We start from the raw sequence: 19260 nt of genomic DNA, 5'->3' as shown, positions 1-19260 counted from the left end.
GCGCGTCGCCCCCGCAGCATGCGGAGGTGACGCGCTCCGGCAGAACGTGCCAGACCTGGCGCAGATCGCGCCAGCCGGTCCGCCGTGGTCGCGGCGCCGACTAGCATCAGAGAGAGGTCAGCCTGGGGGTGGCCGAAAACCACCGACCCCCCAAGAGACATGACGATCGCAGACCCACCCTCGGACACGTCGAACGAGACCTATGCACCCTCACGGGAACTGCTCGACAGCCTGCCCGAGCACGCCGGCGAGCACATTCTCACTTTGATGCGGGTAGGGGCCTTCGGTGAAGCGCTGATCGTGGCGATCGAGCGAGGCGATCTCGATCTGGCGGTCGACGTGCTCCGGGTCGGCTGGTTCGATCTGCTCAAGGACGTCCACCGCTCGCACGTGATCGACGCCCTCGAAGGCCTCAGCGCCGCGCAGCTCATGTCCCACCCGCTCCTGGCGATGGCGCTCGGACTCGCCATCAACGGCGACGGCTTCCGGCGATCCAAGGCCGTCCACTACTTCGGTCTCGCCGCGACCGGCGTGCGCTCGCTTCCCACCCGTCTGTCACCGGCGGAGCGGGCACTGGTCCTCGCGAGCGAGAGCTCGGCGCTGCGGCTGATCGGCAAGCATGCTCTGTCGGTCAGCTCGGCCAGGGCCGGAGTGAAGACCCTGGACGGCATGCGCGAGGAGCGGGCCGCGCTCATCGGCTACCTTCCGCGGGTCTACTCCCAACTGGGGATCAGTCTCTTCTACGGCGACCAGGAGGACGAGGCGTTGCGCGTGTTCGCGCGGGGGTATGCCGAAGCCGGTACCTCCGACCGGTCGAGCTTCGGGAACCTGTCGATGTCCGCCGGCATCCATGCGCTCAGCGGCAATCTCGCGGAAGCCCGCGAGTTCGTGCTCCTGGCGCGGGGCGAGCCCTGGACCGACGAGCAGCGGCGGATGTACCCGGGTACGTTCTATCGACTCGCCGAGGCGATGCTCGCCCTGGAGGACGCCGACACGACCGGAGCGCAGACGCACCTCGACACGATGGAGCACGACCGCCGGAGCATCGAGCATTGGACCGCGATCGTGCGCGTGCAGGGGCTGGCGAGACTGCTCGGCGGTGATCCCTCGCTCGGGCTCGCGGAGCTCGAAGAGTACTCCGCGCTCCGCCAGGGGGACGGCGACCCGCGAGCCGTGCGACAGCGGCTCTCCTCGACGCGAAGCCTTCTGCATGTCGCGCTGGGCAACTACACCGCTGCCGAGAGGATCCTGCGCACCGATGCCGGCAAGCGGCCGCAGGACCACGTCGACCGGGCGCGCCTGGCCCTGGCGACGGATCGCACCGGAGAAGCGCTCAAGGAGCTGAGGTCGATCGCCGGGTCGCCGCAGAGCGCCCGCACTCATCTCGAAGCCCTCGCGATCGAGGCGGCGGCCGGCCTTCGCACCGGTCGTGATCGTCGGACCGGTGCCGTCCTGCAGCAGCTCATCGCGATGATGCGCCAGACCGACCAGCGGATCGCGATCCAGCTCGTTCCGCCCCAGGACGCCCTGGTGCTCGCGGATGCCCTCACGGCAGAAGGCGCTCACGACCTGACCAGGAGGTGGGCGCCTCAGCCGCTGCTGGCGCACACCGACGGACCGCAGCTCACAGGACGTGAGCAGGCCGTGCTCAACGCCCTGTCGCGATCCGGGGTGCTCAGCGAGATCGCGGGGGAGCTCTTCGTCTCCGTCAACACCGTCAAGAGCCACCTGAAGCGTCTCTACAAGAAGCTCGGGGCGCGCAACAGGGAGGAGGCGCTCGCGGCCGCCTTCCACCACCACCTCCTCTCGCCGCCGGTCGATCGGTGACGGACCGGATGTCGGGCGGAGGTACCGCTCCGCGATCAGGCGGCACGGGCCTCACGACCCGGACGCTTATGGTCTGCGGTGCGCTCGCCGCCGTCCAGACCGTGTTGTCCGCTTCCCTCTCGGCGCTCTCGCCCGGAGCCGCCGCGGTGTTCCCGCCGGCGTATGCGCTTCTCGCCGCCGTCCACAGTCTCATGCCGTTCCTGGCTCGGGTGCTCACAGGAACGCCATGGACGGCGACCATCACGTCGGGTGTCGCCGGGGTGCTCATCTGGCCGTTCAGTGCCGTCGGCCCGCTCGTGCTGATCGTGCTCGTCGTCGGATCGAGCGTGTTCGACCTCGTCCTCCGACGACGCGGCGTCCCGAGCCGGGGGCGCCTCGCAGCCGCCGCGGCGTGCGCGGCCGCAGCCCTGTTCGTGGTCTCGCTGCCCGTCTTCTCCTCGGCTCATCTGACACCCTTCATCCTCACCGCGACTCTGGCCGCGCGCGTCCTCGGCGAAGGCGCGGCGGCCGGCGCTGCGGTCGCGCTGAGCGCAGGGCTCCGCAGAGTCGGCGTGCGCTCCCGCTGAGCCCCCTTCACGAGCCCTGTGGTCCTCCGACCGGGGCTTCTTCGCGTCCGCACGGCGCTGGTGGAACTCTTTTGCTATTCAGTGTTGCCAAGTACCGGTACTCAGTGTTACTTTCTACTGGTAGTCAACATCACTGAGTAGAAGGAGGTGATCGCATGGCAAGCCAGATGACGGAGATGCTCAAGGGCACCCTCGAGGGCATCGTCCTCGCGATCCTCGCGGAGAGGTCGGCCTACGGCTACGAGATCACCTCGTGGCTGCGGGACCGCGGCTTCTCGGACATCGCCGAAGGCACCGTGTACGCGCTGCTCGTGCGCATCGAGCAGAAGGGCCTCGTGGACGTGGAGAAGGTCCCGTCCGAGAAGGGCCCGCCGCGCAAGGTGTATTCGCTGAATGCGCAGGGGCGGGACCAGCTCGCCGAGTTCTGGAGGACCTGGAGCTTCCTCGCAGACCGCATCGAACAGCTCCACCACATCGACAGCAACGACAGCAGCACGACCGAAGGGAACTGAAATGGCAGCGAAGTGGATCGAAGCGCTCACCGGATCGCTCGAGCAGAAGAAGCAGTACCGGCAGGACAAGGCGCGGATCGAGGCTCTGCCGGAGCCCTACCGCACCGCGGCCACCGCGATGCACCGGTACTTCCTGTACTACGGCGGCATCGTCGACGGCGACACGATGATGACGATGTTCACCGACCTCGCCGACCTCTGGGAGCGGGCGGCCGTCGACGGCACGCCGGTCCGGGACATCGTCGGCGACGACCCGGTGGACTTCACCGAGACGTTCGCCAAGTCCTACCGCGGCAAGGAATGGATCGACAAGGAGCGCGCTCGTCTGAACAAGGCGTTCGACGAGGCCATCGGAAAGGAGACCCGATCATGACCACCGCATCCATCCAGGTGCGCGGCATCCGCAAGTCCTTCAAGGACCTCGAGGTGCTCCGCGGCGTCGACTTCGACGTCGCCTCCGGCAGCATCTTCGCCCTGCTCGGCTCGAACGGAGCCGGCAAGACGACGCTGGTGCGCATCCTCTCGACGCTGCTCAAGGCGGATGCCGGAACCGCATCCGTCCAGGGCTTCGACGTCGCGTCGGCACCGAACGACGTCCGCGAGTCGATCAGCCTCACGGGGCAGTTCGCGGCCGTCGACGAGGTGCTCACCGGACGCGAGAACCTCGTGCTCATCGCGAAGCTCCGTCACCTCAAGAATCCCGGAGCGATCGCCGACGACATGCTCGCGCGGTTCTCGCTCACGGATGCCGGCGGACGCAAGGCGGGCGAGTACTCCGGCGGGATGCGCCGGCGACTGGACATCGCCATGAGCCTGGTCGGCAACCCGCCGATCATCTTCCTCGACGAGCCGACCACGGGCCTGGACCCGCAGTCGCGCATCGAGGTCTGGGACACGGTGCGCCAGCTCGCGAAGGGCGGCACCACCGTGCTGCTGACCACCCAGTATCTCGACGAGGCCGAACAGCTCGCCGACCGCATCGCGATCCTGCACAAGGGCACGATCATCCAGAACGGCACGCTCGACGAGCTCAAGCGCCTGCTTCCCGCGGCCACCGTCGAGTACGTCGAGAAGCAGCCCACCCTCGAGGAGGTCTTCCTCGCCCTCGTCGGAGAGACCGGCGAGACCGACTCCGCCTCGGCGGCATCCACGGAAGGGAGCGCGTCATGACCACGCACGTCCTGAGCGACACCGGCGTCCTGACCGGTCGCTCGCTGCGCCACATCCTGCGCAGCCCCGACACCATCATCACCACGGCGGTCACGCCCGTCGCGCTGATGCTGCTGTTCACGTACGTGTTCGGCGGTGCCATCAACACCGGCTCCGATGAGTCGTACATCAACTACATGCTCCCCGGCATCCTGCTGATCACGGTCGCCTCGGGCATCGCCTACACCGCGTACCGGCTGTTCCTGGACATGCAGGGCGGCATCTTCGAGCGGTTCCAGTCCATGCCGATCGGCCGATCCAGCGTCCTGTGGGCCCACGTGCTCACGTCGCTGGTGTCGAACCTCGTCTCGATCGCGATCGTGATCGGCGTGGCGCTGCTCATGGGCTTCCGCACCGGGGCGTCCTTCGCGGCGTGGCTGGGCGTGGCGGGAATCCTCGTGCTGTTCACCCTGGCGTTGACCTGGGTGGCTGTGATCGCCGGTCTGTCGGCCAAGACGGTGGACGGTGCGAGCGCGTTCAGCTACCCGCTGATCTTCCTTCCGTTCATCAGCTCGGCGTTCGTCCCCACGGACACCATGCCGGGGCCGGTCGCCTGGTTCGCGGAGAACCAGCCCGTCACCTCGATCGTCAACACGATCCGAGCGCTGTTCGCCGAGCAGCCGGTCGGGTCCGACATCTGGGTCGCGCTGGCATGGCTCGTCGGCATCCTGGTGGTCGCCTACTTCGGGGCGGTGGCCGTCTACCGCAAGAAGCTGCGCTGAGCACTCACGCAGCGGGAGCAGAAGCGCCGGTCCTGGGATCCCAGGACCGGCACTTCTGCTGCGCGCTTCAGCGGCGCCGGCCGACGCCCGCGGCCCGGAGCCGATCGGCGATGACGATCCCGAGAGCGGTCGCGGCGACGCAGCTGACGATCGTGATCGCGAAGAATCCGCCCTGGGCCCAGATCGACAGGGCGCCGAGGTCGAACCACGCCCACGCTGAGATCGGATAGACGACGCCGGCGACCACGGCGCCGAGATAGTGCATCCACGTGCCCCAATAGCGCCACGCGACGAACAGGAACGGCAGCTCCGTGAAGGCGGCCCACCACAGGTTGGTGAGGATCGCCGAGAACCCGTAGCCGGAGAAGGGCACGAGCACGAGCCCGGCGACGAGCGCGACGAGCATCCCCACCAGCGGGCGCCGCAGCAGTCGCAGCGCGATCACCGACGGCAGCAGCCAGAACCCCGCCAGCGCCATGCTCGCGAACGGCAGCCCTCCGCTCAGCGCGGTCGAGATCCAGTTCGCGGGAGCGAGCACCAGGCCGCCGGCGACGCCGAGTGCCGCGCAGGTCAGCAGCAGCGCCGTCGGAAACCGTCGCCGCTCCGCCGGCGACGCGGCGTCCTGGCCGGTCATGCCAGCGGCTCCGCGGCCTGTTCGCGCGCCGCCTTGGAGGCGGGCGATGCGGCACCGATCTTCCAGTACCCGCAGAAGCTGACCTGACCCTTGTCGACGTCGCGTTCGCCGACGAGCTGCTTGCGCACGCCGGAGGCGAGTGCCTGCTCGCCGGCTCCGTAGGCGTGGAACGGGACGCTCGGCAGGTCGGTGTCGCGCAGGGTCGCCAGCGCGAGCTCACCCGGAGCGGTGCCGTGAGGACGGATGATCCAGACGACCTCGAGCCCGGGCGGATGCGGGAACTCGAGCGCGTCCTCGTCGGACGGCACCTCGATGATCGCCGTGCCCGTGGCCGAGGCGGGAAGAGAGGCGCTGATCCCGGCGATGGCCGGAAGGGCGGTCTCGTCGCCGACGAGCAGGACGCGGTCGGTACCGCGCTCGGGGTTGAACGTCAGCCCCTCGTCGATGATCAGCACGCTCTCGCCGGGACGGCAGGTCTCCGCCCAGCGGGATGCAGGGCCCGCCGTGCCGTCGGCGGCCGAACCGTGCAGGACGAAGTCCACGTCGATCTCGGCATCCGTCTCCGGCGTCGCCGGACGGTAGGCGCGCACGGTGTAGTTGCGCATGACGGGGCGCTCGCCGTCCGGGATGCGCAGGAACTTCAGGTAGCCGAGCGTCTTGTTGGCCTTGGCGGGCACGCGTTCGAGGCCTGCCTCGCCGCCGATCGGCAGGAAGAGCCGGAACCACTGGTCGTAGCCCATCGGCGTGAAGCCGCCGATCTCGCCGCCGCCGAGGGTCACGCGGATCCAATGCGGGGCGAGGCGCTGCGTGCGCAGCACGGTGAGGTGGATGAGCTCCGCGCTCGCGGGCTTGACCATCTTGGAGTAGGCCATGGATTCCTCTCAGTTCAGCTGCCAAGGGAAGAACGCGATGAAGAGCACCGCGGATGCCGCGAGGACCGCGGCGATGAAGACGACGTCGCGCGCGCGGAACGGGACGAGGTGCCGCTCGGTGCGGGTGGGATGGGCTCCGAAGGCGCGGGAGTCCATCGCGAGGGCGACGCGCTCGGCGTGCCGGATCGCGCCGGCGAGCAGGGGGACGACGTAGCCCCATGCACGGGCGATGCGCGCGAACGGTCCACGGCCGCCGTGGTGCCCTCGCACCCGGTGCGCGGCCCGGATGACGGCGAGCTCGTGCCCGAAGCGGGGCACGAAGCGATAGGCCGCGAGGGCGGTGTAGCCGATCCGGTACGGCACGTGCAGGTGCTGGACGCTTGCGCGCACGAGGTCCGGTCCCGTGGTGGTGAGTCCGCCGATCAGCGCGAGGGCCAGGATCGCGCCCAGCCGGAGGGCGGTCGCGAAGCCGACCTCGAGCGCGCCGGTGTACAGCGTCCAGGCGCCGATCCGCAGCACGGGGGCCGTGGTGTCCACGCCTGCGGCATCCACCCAGAGTGAGAAGCCGACCCCGATCAGGACGATGCCGGCGGGCACGGCGAGGAACAGCAGCAGGGCGCTGCGCCGCGTGATCTGTGCGCCGAAGACGATGAGGGCGTAGCCGAGCAGCAGGAAGGATGCCGGGGTGGCGAGGTCCCGCACGAAGACGAGCAGGAGCATCGCCGGCAGCACCCCGGCGATCTTGGAGAGGGGGTTGAGGTGGTGCAGGAAGAACCGAGCGGATGCCGGAGCCACCGCGGCGTACGGGTCGATGGCCGGCGTGGGGGCTGTCGTCGCGGTCATCGTGCCCCCTCGGTGACGAGTCGCCGCAGGTCGGCCGGGAGGGCGCGCTGCAACGCCGGCAGGCGCAGGCCGGCGTTCTCGAACAGGCCGTCCGTGGCGAACAGGTCGGCTGTCCGCCCCGCGGCATGGACACGCCCGTCGGCGAGGATCACGGTGTGCGTGGCATGGTCGGCGACGAGCTGCAGGTCGTGCGTCACGATGACGATCGTCGTCCCCGCGTCGCGCAGGTCGGCGAGCAGGCCCAGCAGCTCGGCGGCGCGGGCGCGGTCCTGGCCGAACGTGGGCTCGTCGAGAGCGAGCACGCGCGGTCGGGAGATCAGCGCCGTGCCGACGGACAGCCGTCGCTTCTCCCCGCCGGAGAGCAGGAACGGATGCACGTCCGCCTTGTGCTCGAGGCCGAAGCGTTCGAGCATCGCTCCGACGCGTGCGGAGATCTCGGCGTCCGGGGTCCGGCGCAGCCGCAGTCCGTGCGCGAGCTCGTCGAAGACGGTGTGCGCGATGAACTGGTGCTCCGGATTCTGGAACACGAATCCGATGCGCGCGGCGAGGTCGCGCGGAGAGGCGGTCGCGGGATCCAGCCCGGCCACGTCGACCTGCCGTCTCGGCGGCGGCACGACGCCGGCCAGCGACTGGATGAGGGTGGTCTTGCCGGCGCCGTTCGCGCCGACGATCGCTGAGAGCGACCCGGTGGGGATGTCGAGATCGACGCCATGCAGGATCTCGGCGCCCCCGCGGCGGACGGTCAGACCCCGCGCCCGGATGATCGAGTCCGCGTCGCCCCCTTCGTTCGTTGAGCCGGCCTCCTCTCCTTCGCTCGCCGAGCGGGCCTCCCCTCCTTCGCTCGTTGAGCGAGCGGAGCGAGTCGAAACGCCCCCGTCGTTCGTTGAGCGAGCGGAGCGAGTCGAAACGCGGCGTCCCAGCGCAAGCGCCCCCTCGACTCCGTCAGCGCCCCGTCCCTCGCCCACCGAGGACGCCGGCACCGCCGCCGCGAGCTCCTCCGGAGTCAGCGGCAGCGGGGCACCCGCGTCGAGCACGCCGCGCTCGCGCAGCATTCTGCCCGCCAGCGTGGCTGCCGGAAGCCAGACGCCCATGGCGACCAGTTCCTCGGTGTGCTGACGCAGCACGTCCTCGACCGGGCCGTCGAACACGAGCGCGCCGGCGCGATCGAGCACGAGCACGCGCGTCGCGAAGCGCATCGCGGCGTCCAGGTTGTGCTCGACGAGCACGACCGCACGGTCGCCGCTCGCCACGAGGTCGCCGAGGGCGTCGTACACGTCGTCGATGCCCTGGGGATCGAGGTTCGCCGTCGGCTCGTCCAGGACGATGAGCGCAGAGCCCATCGCCAGGGCGCAGGCGATCGCGAGCCGTTGACGCCCGCCGCCGGAGAGCCGGTCGGGGTTCCATCCCCGGCGCTCCCACAATCCGACGCGCCGCAGAGCGTCCTCCGCCCTCGACAGCACCTCGGGCACGGGCAGCAGCAGATTCTCCAGGGCGAAGGCGACCTCGTCGAGCAGCGTGCCCGTGACGAGCTGGGCATCCGGGTCCTGGAACACCATCGCGACGTCCGTGCTGAGCTCGGCCACCGGAGTGGAGGTCGTGGTGCGTCCGCCGACCTCGACGGTGCCGGTGATCTCGGCCGGCACGGACTGCGGGATCAGCCCGTTCAGCGCGAGGGTGAGCGTCGACTTCCCCGAGCCGCTCGGACCGAGGACGAGGACGACCTCGCCGCGCCGGACGTCGAAGGAGACGTCGCTCGGCGAAGGGTGCGCGGCTCCGGCGTGGGTGAGCGAGAGGTCACGCACGCGAAGCAGGGGCGCGGGTGTGCGCACGACGGAACCCCGGGTCGGTGATCGATACCCCTCTAACTTAGCCCAGCCTTACCTGAGTCGCATCCGCTCAGTGGACCCGTGCCACTCCGGCTCGTCGCAGGGCATCGCCGATGCCCAGTCCCACGACGGTCCAGGCGACCGGACCCAGGACGCTGATGACGAGATAGGCGATCTGCGCCCATCCGGCCATCGCGCCCAGATCGACGGCGAAGAACACCACCACCGCGACGATGGCACCGATCACGATGGCCGAGAGGAAGAACCGCCACGGGCCCCAGGAGCGGTAGCGCGTGAGCGCGGCCACTCCCTCCTGGATGGCGCCGAACAGCAGAGCGGTGCCGAGGAAGCGCAGTGCCCAGGCCGGGTTGAACGCGCTCGAGATCAGCGCCGCGAACACATGCGTGATGAGAGCGACGAAGGGGCGGCGCAGCACCTCCTGCGCGATGATCCCCGGCATCACGTGCGATCCGAGCACGAGCCCGTACGCCCACGGAGCGGTGATCAGCACCACGGGGGTGATGAGACCGGCGATGCCGCCCAGGATGCCGGTCGCGACCCCGATCGCGGCGCAGACCAGCAGCACGCGCGTGGGCAGGGCGGAACTCTTCGGCACCGATCCAGCCTATCGGCGGCAGGTCTCCTCGGCGCCGCTCGTCGCTCGGCCGGCACCGCTCGTCGCAGCCGACCGGATCGCGGATGCCGCGGCATCCGCCGTGCTCCTAGCGTGGGGTCACGCAAAGACGCGCACCCCGAGGAGAACCATGTCTGCATCCCAGCCGCGATCCAGCGGCACGGGCGTCGTCGACGACGAACCCGAGATCATCACCGATCCGTCCCTTCCGCCGGTCTCGCTCACCGAGGAGCAGGACGCCAAGGCGGCCCGCTGGACCTGGCCGAAGATCGTGCTCTGGGTGGCCATCGCGCTGCTCGGAGCCGTCGCCTGGACGATGCTCGCCATCGTCCGCGGCGAGACCGTGAACGCGATCTGGTTCGTGTTCGCCGCGGTCTGCACCTACTTCATCGGCTACCGCTTCTATTCGAAGGTGATCGAGCGGTACATCACCCGCCCCAACGACAAGCGGGCGACCCCCGCGGAGGTCAAGCAGGACGGCAAGGACTACGTCCCCACCGACCGCCGCGTGCTCTACGGTCACCACTTCGCCGCCATCGCCGGCGCAGGTCCGCTCGTCGGTCCCGTCCTCGCGGCGCAGATGGGCTACCTGCCCGGGACGATCTGGATCATCGTCGGCGTCGTGCTCGCCGGTGCGGTCCAGGACTACACGGTGCTGTTCTTCTCGATGCGCCGGGGCGGCCGGACCATCGGTCAGATGGCGCGTCAGGAGCTCGGCAAGATCGGCGGATCCGCCGCGATCATCGCGTCTCTGCTGATCATGCTCATCATCGTGGCGATCCTCGCGCTCGTCGTGGTGAACGCTCTGGGAGAGAGCCCGTGGGGCGTGTTCTCGGTCGCGATGACGATCCCGATCGCGCTGTTCATGGGCGTCTATCTGCGGTTCCTGCGCCCCGGCAAGGTCACCGAGGTCTCGATCATCGGCTTCGTGCTGCTCATCGGCGCGATCATCGCCGGCGGCTGGGTCGCGAGCACCGACTGGGGCGTCGCGATGTTCCACCTCGACCGTGAGGTGATCGCGTGGGGCATCATCGTGTACGGCTTCATCGCGGCGATCCTACCGGTGTGGCTGCTGCTCGCACCGCGCGACTACCTGTCGACCTTCATGAAGATCGGCGTGATCGTCATGCTCGCCGGCGCGATCGTCCTCGTGCGTCCGGAGATCTCGGTCCCGGCGGTCACGATCTTCGGGGAGAACGGCCTCGGGCCGGTGTTCTCCGGTCCGCTGTTCCCGTTCCTGTTCGTCACGATCGCGTGCGGTGCCCTCTCCGGCTTCCACGCGCTGATCTCGTCCGGCACGACGCCCAAGCTCGTCGAGAAGGAGCGTCAGACGCGCTTCATCGGCTACGGCGGCATGCTGATGGAGTCCTTCGTGGCGATCATGGCGCTGGTCGCGGCGATCTCGATCGACCAGGGCATCTACTTCGCGATGAACGCCCCTGCCGCGCTCACCGGCGGCACCGTGGAGGGAGCGGTGGCTTTCGTCAACTCCCTCGGCCTGACCGGAGTGAACATCACCCCCGAAATGCTGACGAACACGGCGGCCGGTGTCGGCGAGGAGTCCGTGGTGTCACGCACCGGCGGTGCGCCGACGCTCGCCCTCGGTCTCGCGACCATCATGCAGGAGGCGCTCGGGGGTCAGGCGCTGATGGCGTTCTGGTACCACTTCGCGATCATGTTCGAGGCGCTGTTCATCCTCACTGCCGTCGACGCGGGAACGCGTGTGGCGCGCTTCATGCTGCAGGACACGATCGGGGCCTGGGTTCCGAAGTTCCGGGACGTGTCCTGGCGTCCCGGCGTGTGGATCTGCACGGCGATCATGGTCGCCGGGTGGGGCTGGATCCTCATCCTCGGCGTCACCGACCCGCTGGGCGGCATCAACACCTTCTTCCCGCTGTTCGGCATCGCCAACCAGCTTCTGGCGGCGATCGCGCTCGCCGTGGTGCTGGCGATCGTCGCGAAGCGCGGCAGGAGCTACGTGAAGTGGCTGTGGATCATCGCGGTTCCGCTCGCCTTCACGGCGGTCATCACGATCACGGCCTCGATGTACAAGATCTTCTCGCCCGTTCCGGCGATCGGGTACTGGGCGAACCACTTCAAGTACGTCGCGGCGCGGGATGCCGGTGACGACTCACTCGGAGCACCCGAGGTCGTGGACGCGGTCATCCGCAACACGGCCGTGCAGGGCACGCTGTCGATCATCTTCGTGGTGCTGACGATCATCGTGATGGTCGTGGCGACCACCGTCGCGGTCAAGGCGATCATCAACGGCGACGGAGAGAACACCGAGGACGCACCGGTGGCCTCGCGGCGATACGCGCCGGCCGGCTTCCTCCCCACGGCCGCCGAACGGGAGCTCGAGAAGCAGTGGGAGCCGATCCTCGCGGAGGAGCGCAGGGCGGTGCGGCACTGACATGGCCGACTCCCTGACGCCGGCGGGTGCCGCACCCCGCCCGATGACCACGGTCCTCGCGTTCATCGGGCGGGTCGGCCGCGGCATCCGCTGGTACGTCACGAACCTGATGGGCGACAGCGCCTACGCGACGTACGTCGCCCATCAGCGTCGGCGGCACCCGGGAGAGGAGCCGTTGACCGAGCGGCAGTTCTGGCGGCAGAAGATGGACGATCAGGACCGCAATCCCGGTGCTCGCTGCTGCTGAGCGCACTCGCGCCGGCGCCGAGCCTAGGCTGTTTCCATGACCGACGCCGTCGTCCTCGCGGCCCTGCTGGGCGTGGTCGGCGGCGTCGTCCTGACCGTGCTGCTCCTGCTGGCCCGGCGACTCGCCCGCAGCGGTGCGGAACTCGGCAGCGAGGCGGAGCAGGCCGCGTATCAGGCCCTTCACCAGGCGAGCCTCGCCGCACGGCATCTGCGCGGCGGGCTGGGCGCGCCGGAGGCCGCGCGGGCGGCGCGGCATCTGCGGGTGCTGCTCGGCAGCCCCGCCGTGGCCCTCGTCGACGACAGCGGGGCCGTCGCCGTCGACGGCCCGTCGGACGGGCTGGAGTCCGCCGCCGTGCGCATCGCGCAGCGAGTGCGCGACACGGGGCGGCGTCAGGTGTTCCCGAAGCGCGACGACGCCGAGGACGACCTCGAGGCGGTCGGCGCGCCCATCACGGTGGACGGCCGCGTGATCGGCGTCGTGGTGGCCTTCGCCGCGCCGGTGCGCGCCGCTCTCGTCCGGGCCGCGGCCGAGGTCGCCGAGTGGTGCTCTGCCCAGGTCGAGCTGGGCGGGCTCGATGCCTCGCGCACCGCGCTCGCCGAGGCGGAACTGCGATCGCTGCGGGCGCAGATCTCGCCGCACTTCATCTACAACGCGCTCACCGCGATCGCCTCCTTCATCCATGCCGATCCCGACCGAGCCCGCGAACTCGTGCTCGACTTCGCCGACTTCACCCGCTACTCGTTCCGGCGTCAGGGCGAGTTCACCACTGTCGCGGAGGAGCTCGGCAGCATCCACCATTACCTCACGCTCGAGCGTGCCCGATTCGGCGACCGGCTCGAGGTGACGCTGCGCATCGCCCCGGAGACGCTCGCGACCGTGATCCCGTTCCTCTCGGTGCAGCCGCTCGTCGAGAACGCCGTGCGCCACGGGCTGGAACCCGGCGAGGGCGGCGGAACGATCCGCATCTCGGCGGACGACGCCATGACCCACACCGAGATCACGATCGAGGACGACGGCGTCGGCATGGATCCGGAGGCCCTGCGGACTCTGCTCGGCGCGGCCGATGACGGAGCGCACGTCGGCCTGCGCAACGTCGACACACGCCTGCGTCAGCTGTACGGTCCCGACGGCGGCCTGGTGGTGGAGACGAACGTCGGCGCGGGTACGCTGGTGCGGATGCGGATCCCGAAGTCTCAGCCGCTGCACGATGCGGAAGCGGGATGAGTCCATGATCGACGTCCTCGTCGCCGACGACGAGCGTCCTGCGCTGGACGAGATCGTCCATCTCCTCCGGGCGGATCCCCGCATCGGCGAGGTCCTCACGGCGGCCTCCGGTGCCCAGGCGCTCGCCCTCCTGTCCGAGCGGACGGTCGCCATCGCGTTCCTCGACATCCACATGCCCGGGCTGGACGGGATGGAGCTCGCACGCGCCGTGTCGGCTCTCTCCGAACCACCCGCGATCGTCTTCGTGACCGCGGACGACGCGCGAGCGGTCGACGCCTTCGACCTGCGAGCCGCGGACTATCTGCTCAAGCCGCTGCGGGCGGAACGCCTCCGCCGCGCGGTCGACCGGGTGCTCGAACTCGGAGAGACCGCGGCGCCCGCCGCCGACGAGGTCCTGTCGGTCACGGTCGGGGCCGCCGTGCGCTTCGTGCATCGATCGGACGTCCGCTGGGTGCAGGCGCAGGGCGACTACTCCCGTCTGCACACCGGCGACGGGTTCGGGCATCTGGTCCGCATCCCGATCTCGGAACTGGAGCAGCGCTGGGCGGATGCCGGGTTCCTCCGAGTGCACCGGTCGTATCTCGTCGCAGGGGATGCCGTCACCGAAGCACGCCTGTCCGGACCCGAGCCGCAGGTGTCGGTGGGTGCGATCGTGCTGCCGGTCAGCCGGAGGCTGCTGTCCGCGGTCCGCGAGGCGCTCGTCCGCCAGGGGACGACGCGATGACCGGGCAGGAGCCACCCCGACGCGTGCGTGTCACGGCCCCGTCCGCCCCCGTGCGCGCGCCGCGATCGGCGGCGACTCGCGGGATCGCGCTCCCCGGGTCGGCCGCGGACGATGCGGACGCGGTGTACGCCAGGGCGCTGCGCGTCAGCCAGCTCAGGCTCGCGCTGGGAACGGTGGCGGGGTTCGTCGTCGTGGCGACCGCGCTCACCCTCGTGCTCGCGCTCGTCCCCGAGATCGACGGCATCGTCCTGGCCGGGTTGCCGTTGTCGTGGCTGCTGCACGCATTTGCGTTCTATCCGATCATCGTGACTTTCGGCATCCTGTACGCGCGCGGGGCCGCGCGCAACGAACGGCGGTATCGCGCCCTGCGGGAGCGCGGATGAATCCCGTGCTGGATGTGATCGGCATCGCGGCGGTCGTGATCGCGACCCTTCTGATCGGCGTGTACGGGCTACGGGTGTCCCGCACGACGAGCGACTTCTTCGTGGCCTCACGGACCGTGCGGCCGGTCTGGAACGCATCGGCGATCAGCGGCGAGTACCTCTCGGCCGGAACGTTCCTGGGCCTCTCTGGGCTCGTCCTGCTGGACGGGTCCCGCGGCTTCTGGTTCCCGATCGGCTATGCGGCCGGGTACCTGCTCGTGCTCGTGTTCGCCGCGGCGCCGCTCCGTCGCAGCGGTGCCTACACGATCCCCGACTTCGTCGAGGCCCGGCTGGACTCCCGCAGGGCCCGGCGGGTCACGAGTCTCGCCGTCCTCATCATCGGATGGCTCTACATCGTGCCGCAGCTGCACGGGGCGGGCATCACGCTCGTCGTGGTGGCGGGACTGCCGCAGTGGGTGGGCGAGGTGTCGATCGCCGTCCTCGTCGCGGTCTCCGTCGCCGCCGGCGGGATGCGGGCCATCACCTACGTCCAGGCGTTCCAGTACTGGCTGAAGCTGGTGGCGCTGCTCATCCCCGTGTTCGTCATCGCGTTCGCGCTCACCGGCGGACCGCACGACATCGACCCGGCCATGGTGTTCCCCGCCGAGGCGGGCCCAGCGGGCTTCGACGCGTACGAGACCGTGTCCCTGATGGTGGCGCTGCTTCTGGGAACCATGGGCCTGCCGCATGTGCTCGTGCGCTTCTACACGAGTCCGACCGGCGTGTCGGCTCGGCACACGACGGTCCTCGTCATCGTCATGGTCAGCGCGTTTTACGCCGTCTCCAGCTCCATGGGGCTGCTGGCGCGCATCGCGGCTCCTGATCTCGCGCTGCCGGGCATCGCCGACACCGCGGCGCTCGTGCTGCCGTCGCGCGTGCTGCCGGGGCCGGTCGGCGAACTGCTGACCGCCCTGATCGTCGCGGGTGCGTTCGCCGCCTTCCTAGCGACCTCGGCCGGGCTCGTGGTGTCGCTGGCCGGCGTCGTGAGCCAGGACGTCTTCTCCGGGTCCGTGCGTTCCTTCCGGCTCTCCGCACTCCTGTGCAGCGCCGTGCCGCTGGCGTTCGCGCTGCTGACGATCCCGGCGGGGCTCGGCTCGAGCGTCGGGATCGTCTTCGTGTTCGCGGCATCCTGTCTCTCGCCGGTGGTCCTGCTCGGTGTGTGGTGGCGTCGCCTGACGGCGCGCGGTGCCGTCGCGGGCATGGTGACCGGCGGCGTGTCGTGCGCCCTCGCGTTCCTCGTGCACGGGGCCGTGAACGGCGTGGGCGCGGCGGCGCCGCTGCTGGCACAGCCGGCGGCGTGGACCGTTCCCCTCGCCACGGCCGTCACGGTGACCGTGTCGCTGCTCGACACGCGCGGTGCTCCGCCCCGCGCCGACCGCTACCTGGACCGGCTGCACACGCCGGAGCGAGTGTAGCCATTCGTCCATGGTGCGCGGACTGCGGTTCGCACTACCGTGATCGACGGTGCGGCAACGACGTCGCACCGTCGACCGTCGGGAGAGAGACATGGGACGAACCCGTCTCCGACTGGCAGCGGCCGCAACCCTGGCCGTCCTGTTCGTCGGATCCACAGCCACCACAGTGCACGCGACGGAGGAGGTGACGCATCCCGCACCCGTCGAAGGAACGCCGGGCCACTACATCGTGGTGATGAAGGGCGATCCCCTCGCGACGTACACCGGTGAGGTCAGGGGTCTGCGCAGCACCAAGCCCGACACCGGCGAGCAGCTCGACGCGCGCTCCGCGAACTCGCAGAAGTACATCGCGCACCTGAAGAACGAGCAGCGCAAGCTCGCGCAGGACGCCGGTGTGACGCCGGACACGACCTATCAGGTCACGCTCAACGGGTTCAGCGCCGACCTCACGGGTGAACAGGTCGACAAGCTGCGCGCATCGAAGGACGTGTTCGGCGTCTTCCCCGACGAGATCCGGCATCCGGACGCCGTGACGTCCACCGAGTTCCTCGGGCTCGGCGACGACCGCAAGGGCAAGGGCGGCGTGTGGGAGGAGACCGGCGGCGTGGAGCACGCCGGCGAGGGCGTCGTCGTCGGGGTCATCGACACCGGCATCGCCCCGGAGCATCCCTCCTTCGACGGCGACAAGCTGAAGAAGAAGGACCACAAGAAGAGCAAGGGGCAGCCCTACACGGACGGCTCCTACGTCTACTTCGACAAGTCCGACGGAGCGACGTTCCGCAGTGCGATCGTCGAGGGTCAGGACTGGAACAAGCACGCGTACTCCACCAAGCTCGTCGGTGGACAGTACTTCTCCGCCGGTGCGGAAGCAGCCGGATTCGACTTCCAGTACGACTACCTGTCGCCCCGCGACGGTGACGGACACGGCTCACACACCGCCAGTACGGCCGCGGGCGAGTTCGGTGTCGAGGCATCCGTCGAGGGCATCGACTTCGGGACGATCTCCGGGGTCGCGCCGGCCGCCAAGGTCGCCGCCTACAAGGCCTGCTACGTGGGTCCGGATCCCCTCGTGACCACGGACGACATCTGCGCCCTGAGCGACCTGATCGCGGCCATCGACCAGGCCGTGGCCGATGGTGTCGACGTGATCAACTACTCGATCGGCGGCGGCTCCGCCACGACCGTGCTCGCGCCGGACGACATCTCGTTCTTCAACGCGGCCGCGGCGGGCGTCTTCGTCTCGGTGAGCGCCGGCAACGACGGCCCGGATGCCGCGACCGCGGACCACGCATCGCCCTGGTACACCACGGTGGCCGCATCGACCATTCCCACGTGGGAGGGCACGGTCACGTTCGAGGGCTTCGCCGAAGCGGGCGCCAGCGTGTCCGTCCCGTTCGGCGAGAGCGTCACGGGGCCGTCGATCTACGCCGGCGACGCCGCAGCGGCCGACGGCGCCGCGTTGTGCCTTCCGGGCAGCCTGGACCCTGCCGCGGTCGCGGGACGCATCGTGGTGTGCGACCGCGGTGAGAACGCGCGCGCCGAGAAGTCGCAGGTCGTGAAGGATGCCGGAGGCATCGGCATGGTGCTCGTGAACGTGCCGGGCGGAGCGGACTCCCTCGACAACGACTTCCACGTCGTGCCGACCGTCCACCTGGCCGCCGCCCACCGCGAGGCGGTGCTGGCGTACGTCCAGGGCGGCACAGACCGGCCCATCACGCTCGTGGGGGAGAACACCACCGACGACGTGACGCCGACGCCGCAGATCGCCGGCTTCTCGAGCCGTGGTCCCATGAACGCCGACGGGTCGGACGTCATCAAGCCCGACATCGCGGCCCCCGGCGTCGCGATCCTCGCGGCGACGCACAACGCCCGCAAGGCGGAGCCGACCTTCGGCATCCTGTCCGGCACGTCCATGGCCGCACCGCACATCGCAGGCCTCGGTGCGCTCTACCTGTCCGAGCGGCCGGACGCCGCCCCGGCGGAGATCAAGTCGGCGATGATGACGACCGCCTCGAACACGGTGGATGCATCCGGCGCCGAGATCACCGATCCCTTCGCGCAGGGAGCCGGTCAGGTCGAGCCGACCCGGTTCTTCGAGCCGGGGATGCTGTACATGAACGGGCCGTCCGACTGGGCCGCGTTCCTCGAGGGCAAGCAGCTCGCGGAGTTCGACGGCATCGACCCGATCGACGGCAGCGACCTGAACCTCGCGTCGATCTCGATCGGCACGCTCACGAGCGAGCAGACGGTGACACGCACGGTCACCTCGACCGGACCCGGCACGTACACCGCGTCCGCGGAGGTGCCGGGTCTCGACGTCACGGTCGAGCCGTCGACGCTGACGTTCGGCGCGGCGGGGGAGACGGCGACCTTCACGGTCACGATCGACAACGTCGACGCCCCGGTCGAGGAGTGGGCCACCGGTTCGCTCACCTGGACGGGCGAGGACCGAGAGGTCCGGTCGCCGATCGCGGTGTTCCCGGTCACGGCGGATGCTCCGGCCGAGGTCTCCGGCACCGGAGTCGAGGGCAGCGCGACCGTCGAGGTCACACCGGGCCTCAGCGGCGAGCTGCCTCTCGCGCTGGCCGGCCTCACGCCGTTCCAGCTCCTCGTCGACGAGGCCAACCCCGTCGAGGGGCACTCGGGCGACGAGAACTCGGGCGACGCGAACAAGGACGTGTCCTGGATCGTCGACGTGCCGGAGGGCACGACCCTGTCGCGCTTCGACCTCGACTCCTCCGACGACGAGGGCAGCGACCTGGATCTGACGGTGTACCGCGTCGTCAGCCCCGAGGACCTGCGCTATTACCAGGCGTGGCAGTCGGCGACGGCGTCCGCGGACGAGCGGGTGACGATCCCGGCCCCCACGGCAGGGACGTACCTCGTCGTCGCCAACATGTACTCCACGACCGGCCCGATGACGTGGGACATGACCTACGCCAACGTGCAGCCGGAGGGCGAGGGAGCGTTCACGGCGACGCCGAACCCGCTGGATGCCGTGCGCGGTGAGCCGACGAGCTACGACCTGTCGTGGTCGGGTCTCACGGCGGGCACCGAGTATCTCGGGGTCGTGCAGTACGGCGACTCGGCGGTGCGGACGATCGTGACGGTCGACGCGCAGTAGCCGCTGCATCCGATCCGACGTCCGGATCGGTGCGAGTGTCCCTCCG

General features: G+C 69.9%; 18 protein-coding genes. 13 read left to right on the top strand and 5 right to left on the bottom strand.

Going from position 1 to position 19260, the window contains the following annotated elements:
• The first annotated feature begins 159 nt into the window (after positions 1 to 159).
• From AC3RXZ_RS09345 to AC3RXZ_RS09320, 6 genes are all read left to right on the top strand, one after another.
• Positions 160 to 1827 (top strand): helix-turn-helix domain-containing protein, encoded by a 1668-nt coding sequence (locus tag AC3RXZ_RS09345; RefSeq protein WP_243229118.1) that lies wholly within the window; start codon positions 160 to 162, stop codon positions 1825 to 1827.
• Positions 1828 to 1835: 8 nt separating this feature from the next.
• Positions 1836 to 2393 carry a hypothetical protein gene (locus AC3RXZ_RS09340; RefSeq protein WP_498265586.1) on the top strand — a complete coding sequence of 186 codons (558 nt, stop codon included), beginning with the start codon at positions 1836 to 1838 and terminating at the stop codon, positions 2391 to 2393.
• 155 nt (positions 2394 to 2548) lie between these two features.
• Positions 2549 to 2905 carry a PadR family transcriptional regulator gene (locus tag AC3RXZ_RS09335; protein ID WP_243229122.1) on the top strand — a complete coding sequence of 119 codons (357 nt, stop codon included), beginning with the start codon at positions 2549 to 2551 and terminating at the stop codon, positions 2903 to 2905.
• A gap of 1 nt (position 2906) precedes the next feature.
• Positions 2907 to 3278 carry a DUF1048 domain-containing protein gene (locus AC3RXZ_RS09330; RefSeq protein WP_243229124.1) on the top strand — a complete coding sequence of 124 codons (372 nt, stop codon included), beginning with the start codon at positions 2907 to 2909 and terminating at the stop codon, positions 3276 to 3278.
• Positions 3275 to 4075, top strand: a complete 801-nt coding sequence (locus AC3RXZ_RS09325; protein ID WP_243229125.1) for an ABC transporter ATP-binding protein — start codon at positions 3275 to 3277, stop codon at positions 4073 to 4075. Before AC3RXZ_RS09330 ends, AC3RXZ_RS09325 begins: the two co-directional genes overlap by 4 nt.
• Positions 4072 to 4836, top strand: coding sequence for an ABC transporter permease (locus AC3RXZ_RS09320; protein WP_243229127.1), 765 nt, complete (start codon positions 4072 to 4074; stop codon positions 4834 to 4836). Before AC3RXZ_RS09325 ends, AC3RXZ_RS09320 begins: the two co-directional genes overlap by 4 nt.
• Before the next feature lie 67 nt (positions 4837 to 4903).
• Here the strand turns inward: AC3RXZ_RS09320 and AC3RXZ_RS09315 are convergent, their stop codons facing one another.
• The 5 genes from AC3RXZ_RS09315 to AC3RXZ_RS09295 all read right to left on the bottom strand — a co-directional run bounded on the left by AC3RXZ_RS09315 (position 4904) and on the right by AC3RXZ_RS09295 (position 9627).
• Complete coding sequence (locus AC3RXZ_RS09315) at positions 4904 to 5470, bottom strand: ECF transporter S component (protein WP_491493840.1); 567 nt, start codon at positions 5468 to 5470, stop codon at positions 4904 to 4906.
• Positions 5467 to 6342, bottom strand: a complete 876-nt coding sequence (locus tag AC3RXZ_RS09310; protein ID WP_491493839.1) for a siderophore-interacting protein — start codon at positions 6340 to 6342, stop codon at positions 5467 to 5469. The genes AC3RXZ_RS09315 and AC3RXZ_RS09310 overlap by 4 nt, the downstream gene beginning before the upstream one ends.
• Positions 6343 to 6351: 9 nt before the next feature.
• The gene (locus AC3RXZ_RS09305; protein WP_491493838.1) at positions 6352 to 7185 is read right to left on the bottom strand and encodes an energy-coupling factor transporter transmembrane component T; all 834 of its coding nucleotides are present in this window, start codon (positions 7183 to 7185) and stop codon (positions 6352 to 6354) included.
• Entirely contained in the window at positions 7182 to 9014 is a 1833-nt protein-coding gene (locus tag AC3RXZ_RS09300; RefSeq protein ID WP_491493837.1) for an ABC transporter ATP-binding protein, read from the bottom strand. The genes AC3RXZ_RS09305 and AC3RXZ_RS09300 overlap by 4 nt, the downstream gene beginning before the upstream one ends.
• 67 nt (positions 9015 to 9081) lie before the next feature.
• On the bottom strand, positions 9082 to 9627 hold the full coding sequence (locus AC3RXZ_RS09295; protein WP_491493836.1) for an ECF transporter S component: 546 nt from the start codon (positions 9625 to 9627) through the stop codon (positions 9082 to 9084).
• A 148-nt stretch (positions 9628 to 9775) separates the two neighbouring features.
• Here AC3RXZ_RS09295 and AC3RXZ_RS09290 point away from each other — a divergent pair, with 148 nt between their 5' ends.
• The 7 genes from AC3RXZ_RS09290 (at position 9776) to AC3RXZ_RS09260 (ending at position 19214) form a co-directional block, all read left to right on the top strand.
• On the top strand, positions 9776 to 12058 hold the full coding sequence (locus AC3RXZ_RS09290) for a carbon starvation CstA family protein (RefSeq protein WP_491493835.1): 2283 nt from the start codon (positions 9776 to 9778) through the stop codon (positions 12056 to 12058).
• A 43-nt stretch (positions 12059 to 12101) separates the two neighbouring features.
• The gene (locus tag AC3RXZ_RS09285; protein ID WP_491494113.1) at positions 12102 to 12305 is read left to right on the top strand and encodes a YbdD/YjiX family protein; all 204 of its coding nucleotides are present in this window, start codon (positions 12102 to 12104) and stop codon (positions 12303 to 12305) included.
• A 36-nt stretch (positions 12306 to 12341) separates the two neighbouring features.
• Positions 12342 to 13529 carry a sensor histidine kinase gene (locus AC3RXZ_RS09280; RefSeq protein ID WP_491493834.1) on the top strand — a complete coding sequence of 396 codons (1188 nt, stop codon included), beginning with the start codon at positions 12342 to 12344 and terminating at the stop codon, positions 13527 to 13529.
• Positions 13530 to 13533: 4 nt separating this feature from the next.
• Complete coding sequence (locus tag AC3RXZ_RS09275) at positions 13534 to 14253, top strand: LytR/AlgR family response regulator transcription factor (RefSeq protein ID WP_491493833.1); 720 nt, start codon at positions 13534 to 13536, stop codon at positions 14251 to 14253.
• Entirely contained in the window at positions 14250 to 14636 is a 387-nt protein-coding gene (locus tag AC3RXZ_RS09270) for a heavy metal transporter (RefSeq protein ID WP_491493832.1), read from the top strand. Before AC3RXZ_RS09275 ends, AC3RXZ_RS09270 begins: the two co-directional genes overlap by 4 nt.
• Positions 14633 to 16090, top strand: a complete 1458-nt coding sequence (locus AC3RXZ_RS09265; protein WP_491493831.1) for a sodium/solute symporter — start codon at positions 14633 to 14635, stop codon at positions 16088 to 16090. The genes AC3RXZ_RS09270 and AC3RXZ_RS09265 overlap by 4 nt, the downstream gene beginning before the upstream one ends.
• Before the next feature lie 91 nt (positions 16091 to 16181).
• Complete coding sequence (locus AC3RXZ_RS09260; RefSeq protein WP_491493830.1) at positions 16182 to 19214, top strand: S8 family peptidase; 3033 nt, start codon at positions 16182 to 16184, stop codon at positions 19212 to 19214.
• Positions 19215 to 19260: the final 46 nt, after the last annotated feature.

It is taken from the genome of Microbacterium cucumeris (assembly GCF_058349845.2).
Note: the sequence above shows the minus strand (reverse complement) of the source record. Positions and strands in the feature narration are given on the sequence as shown.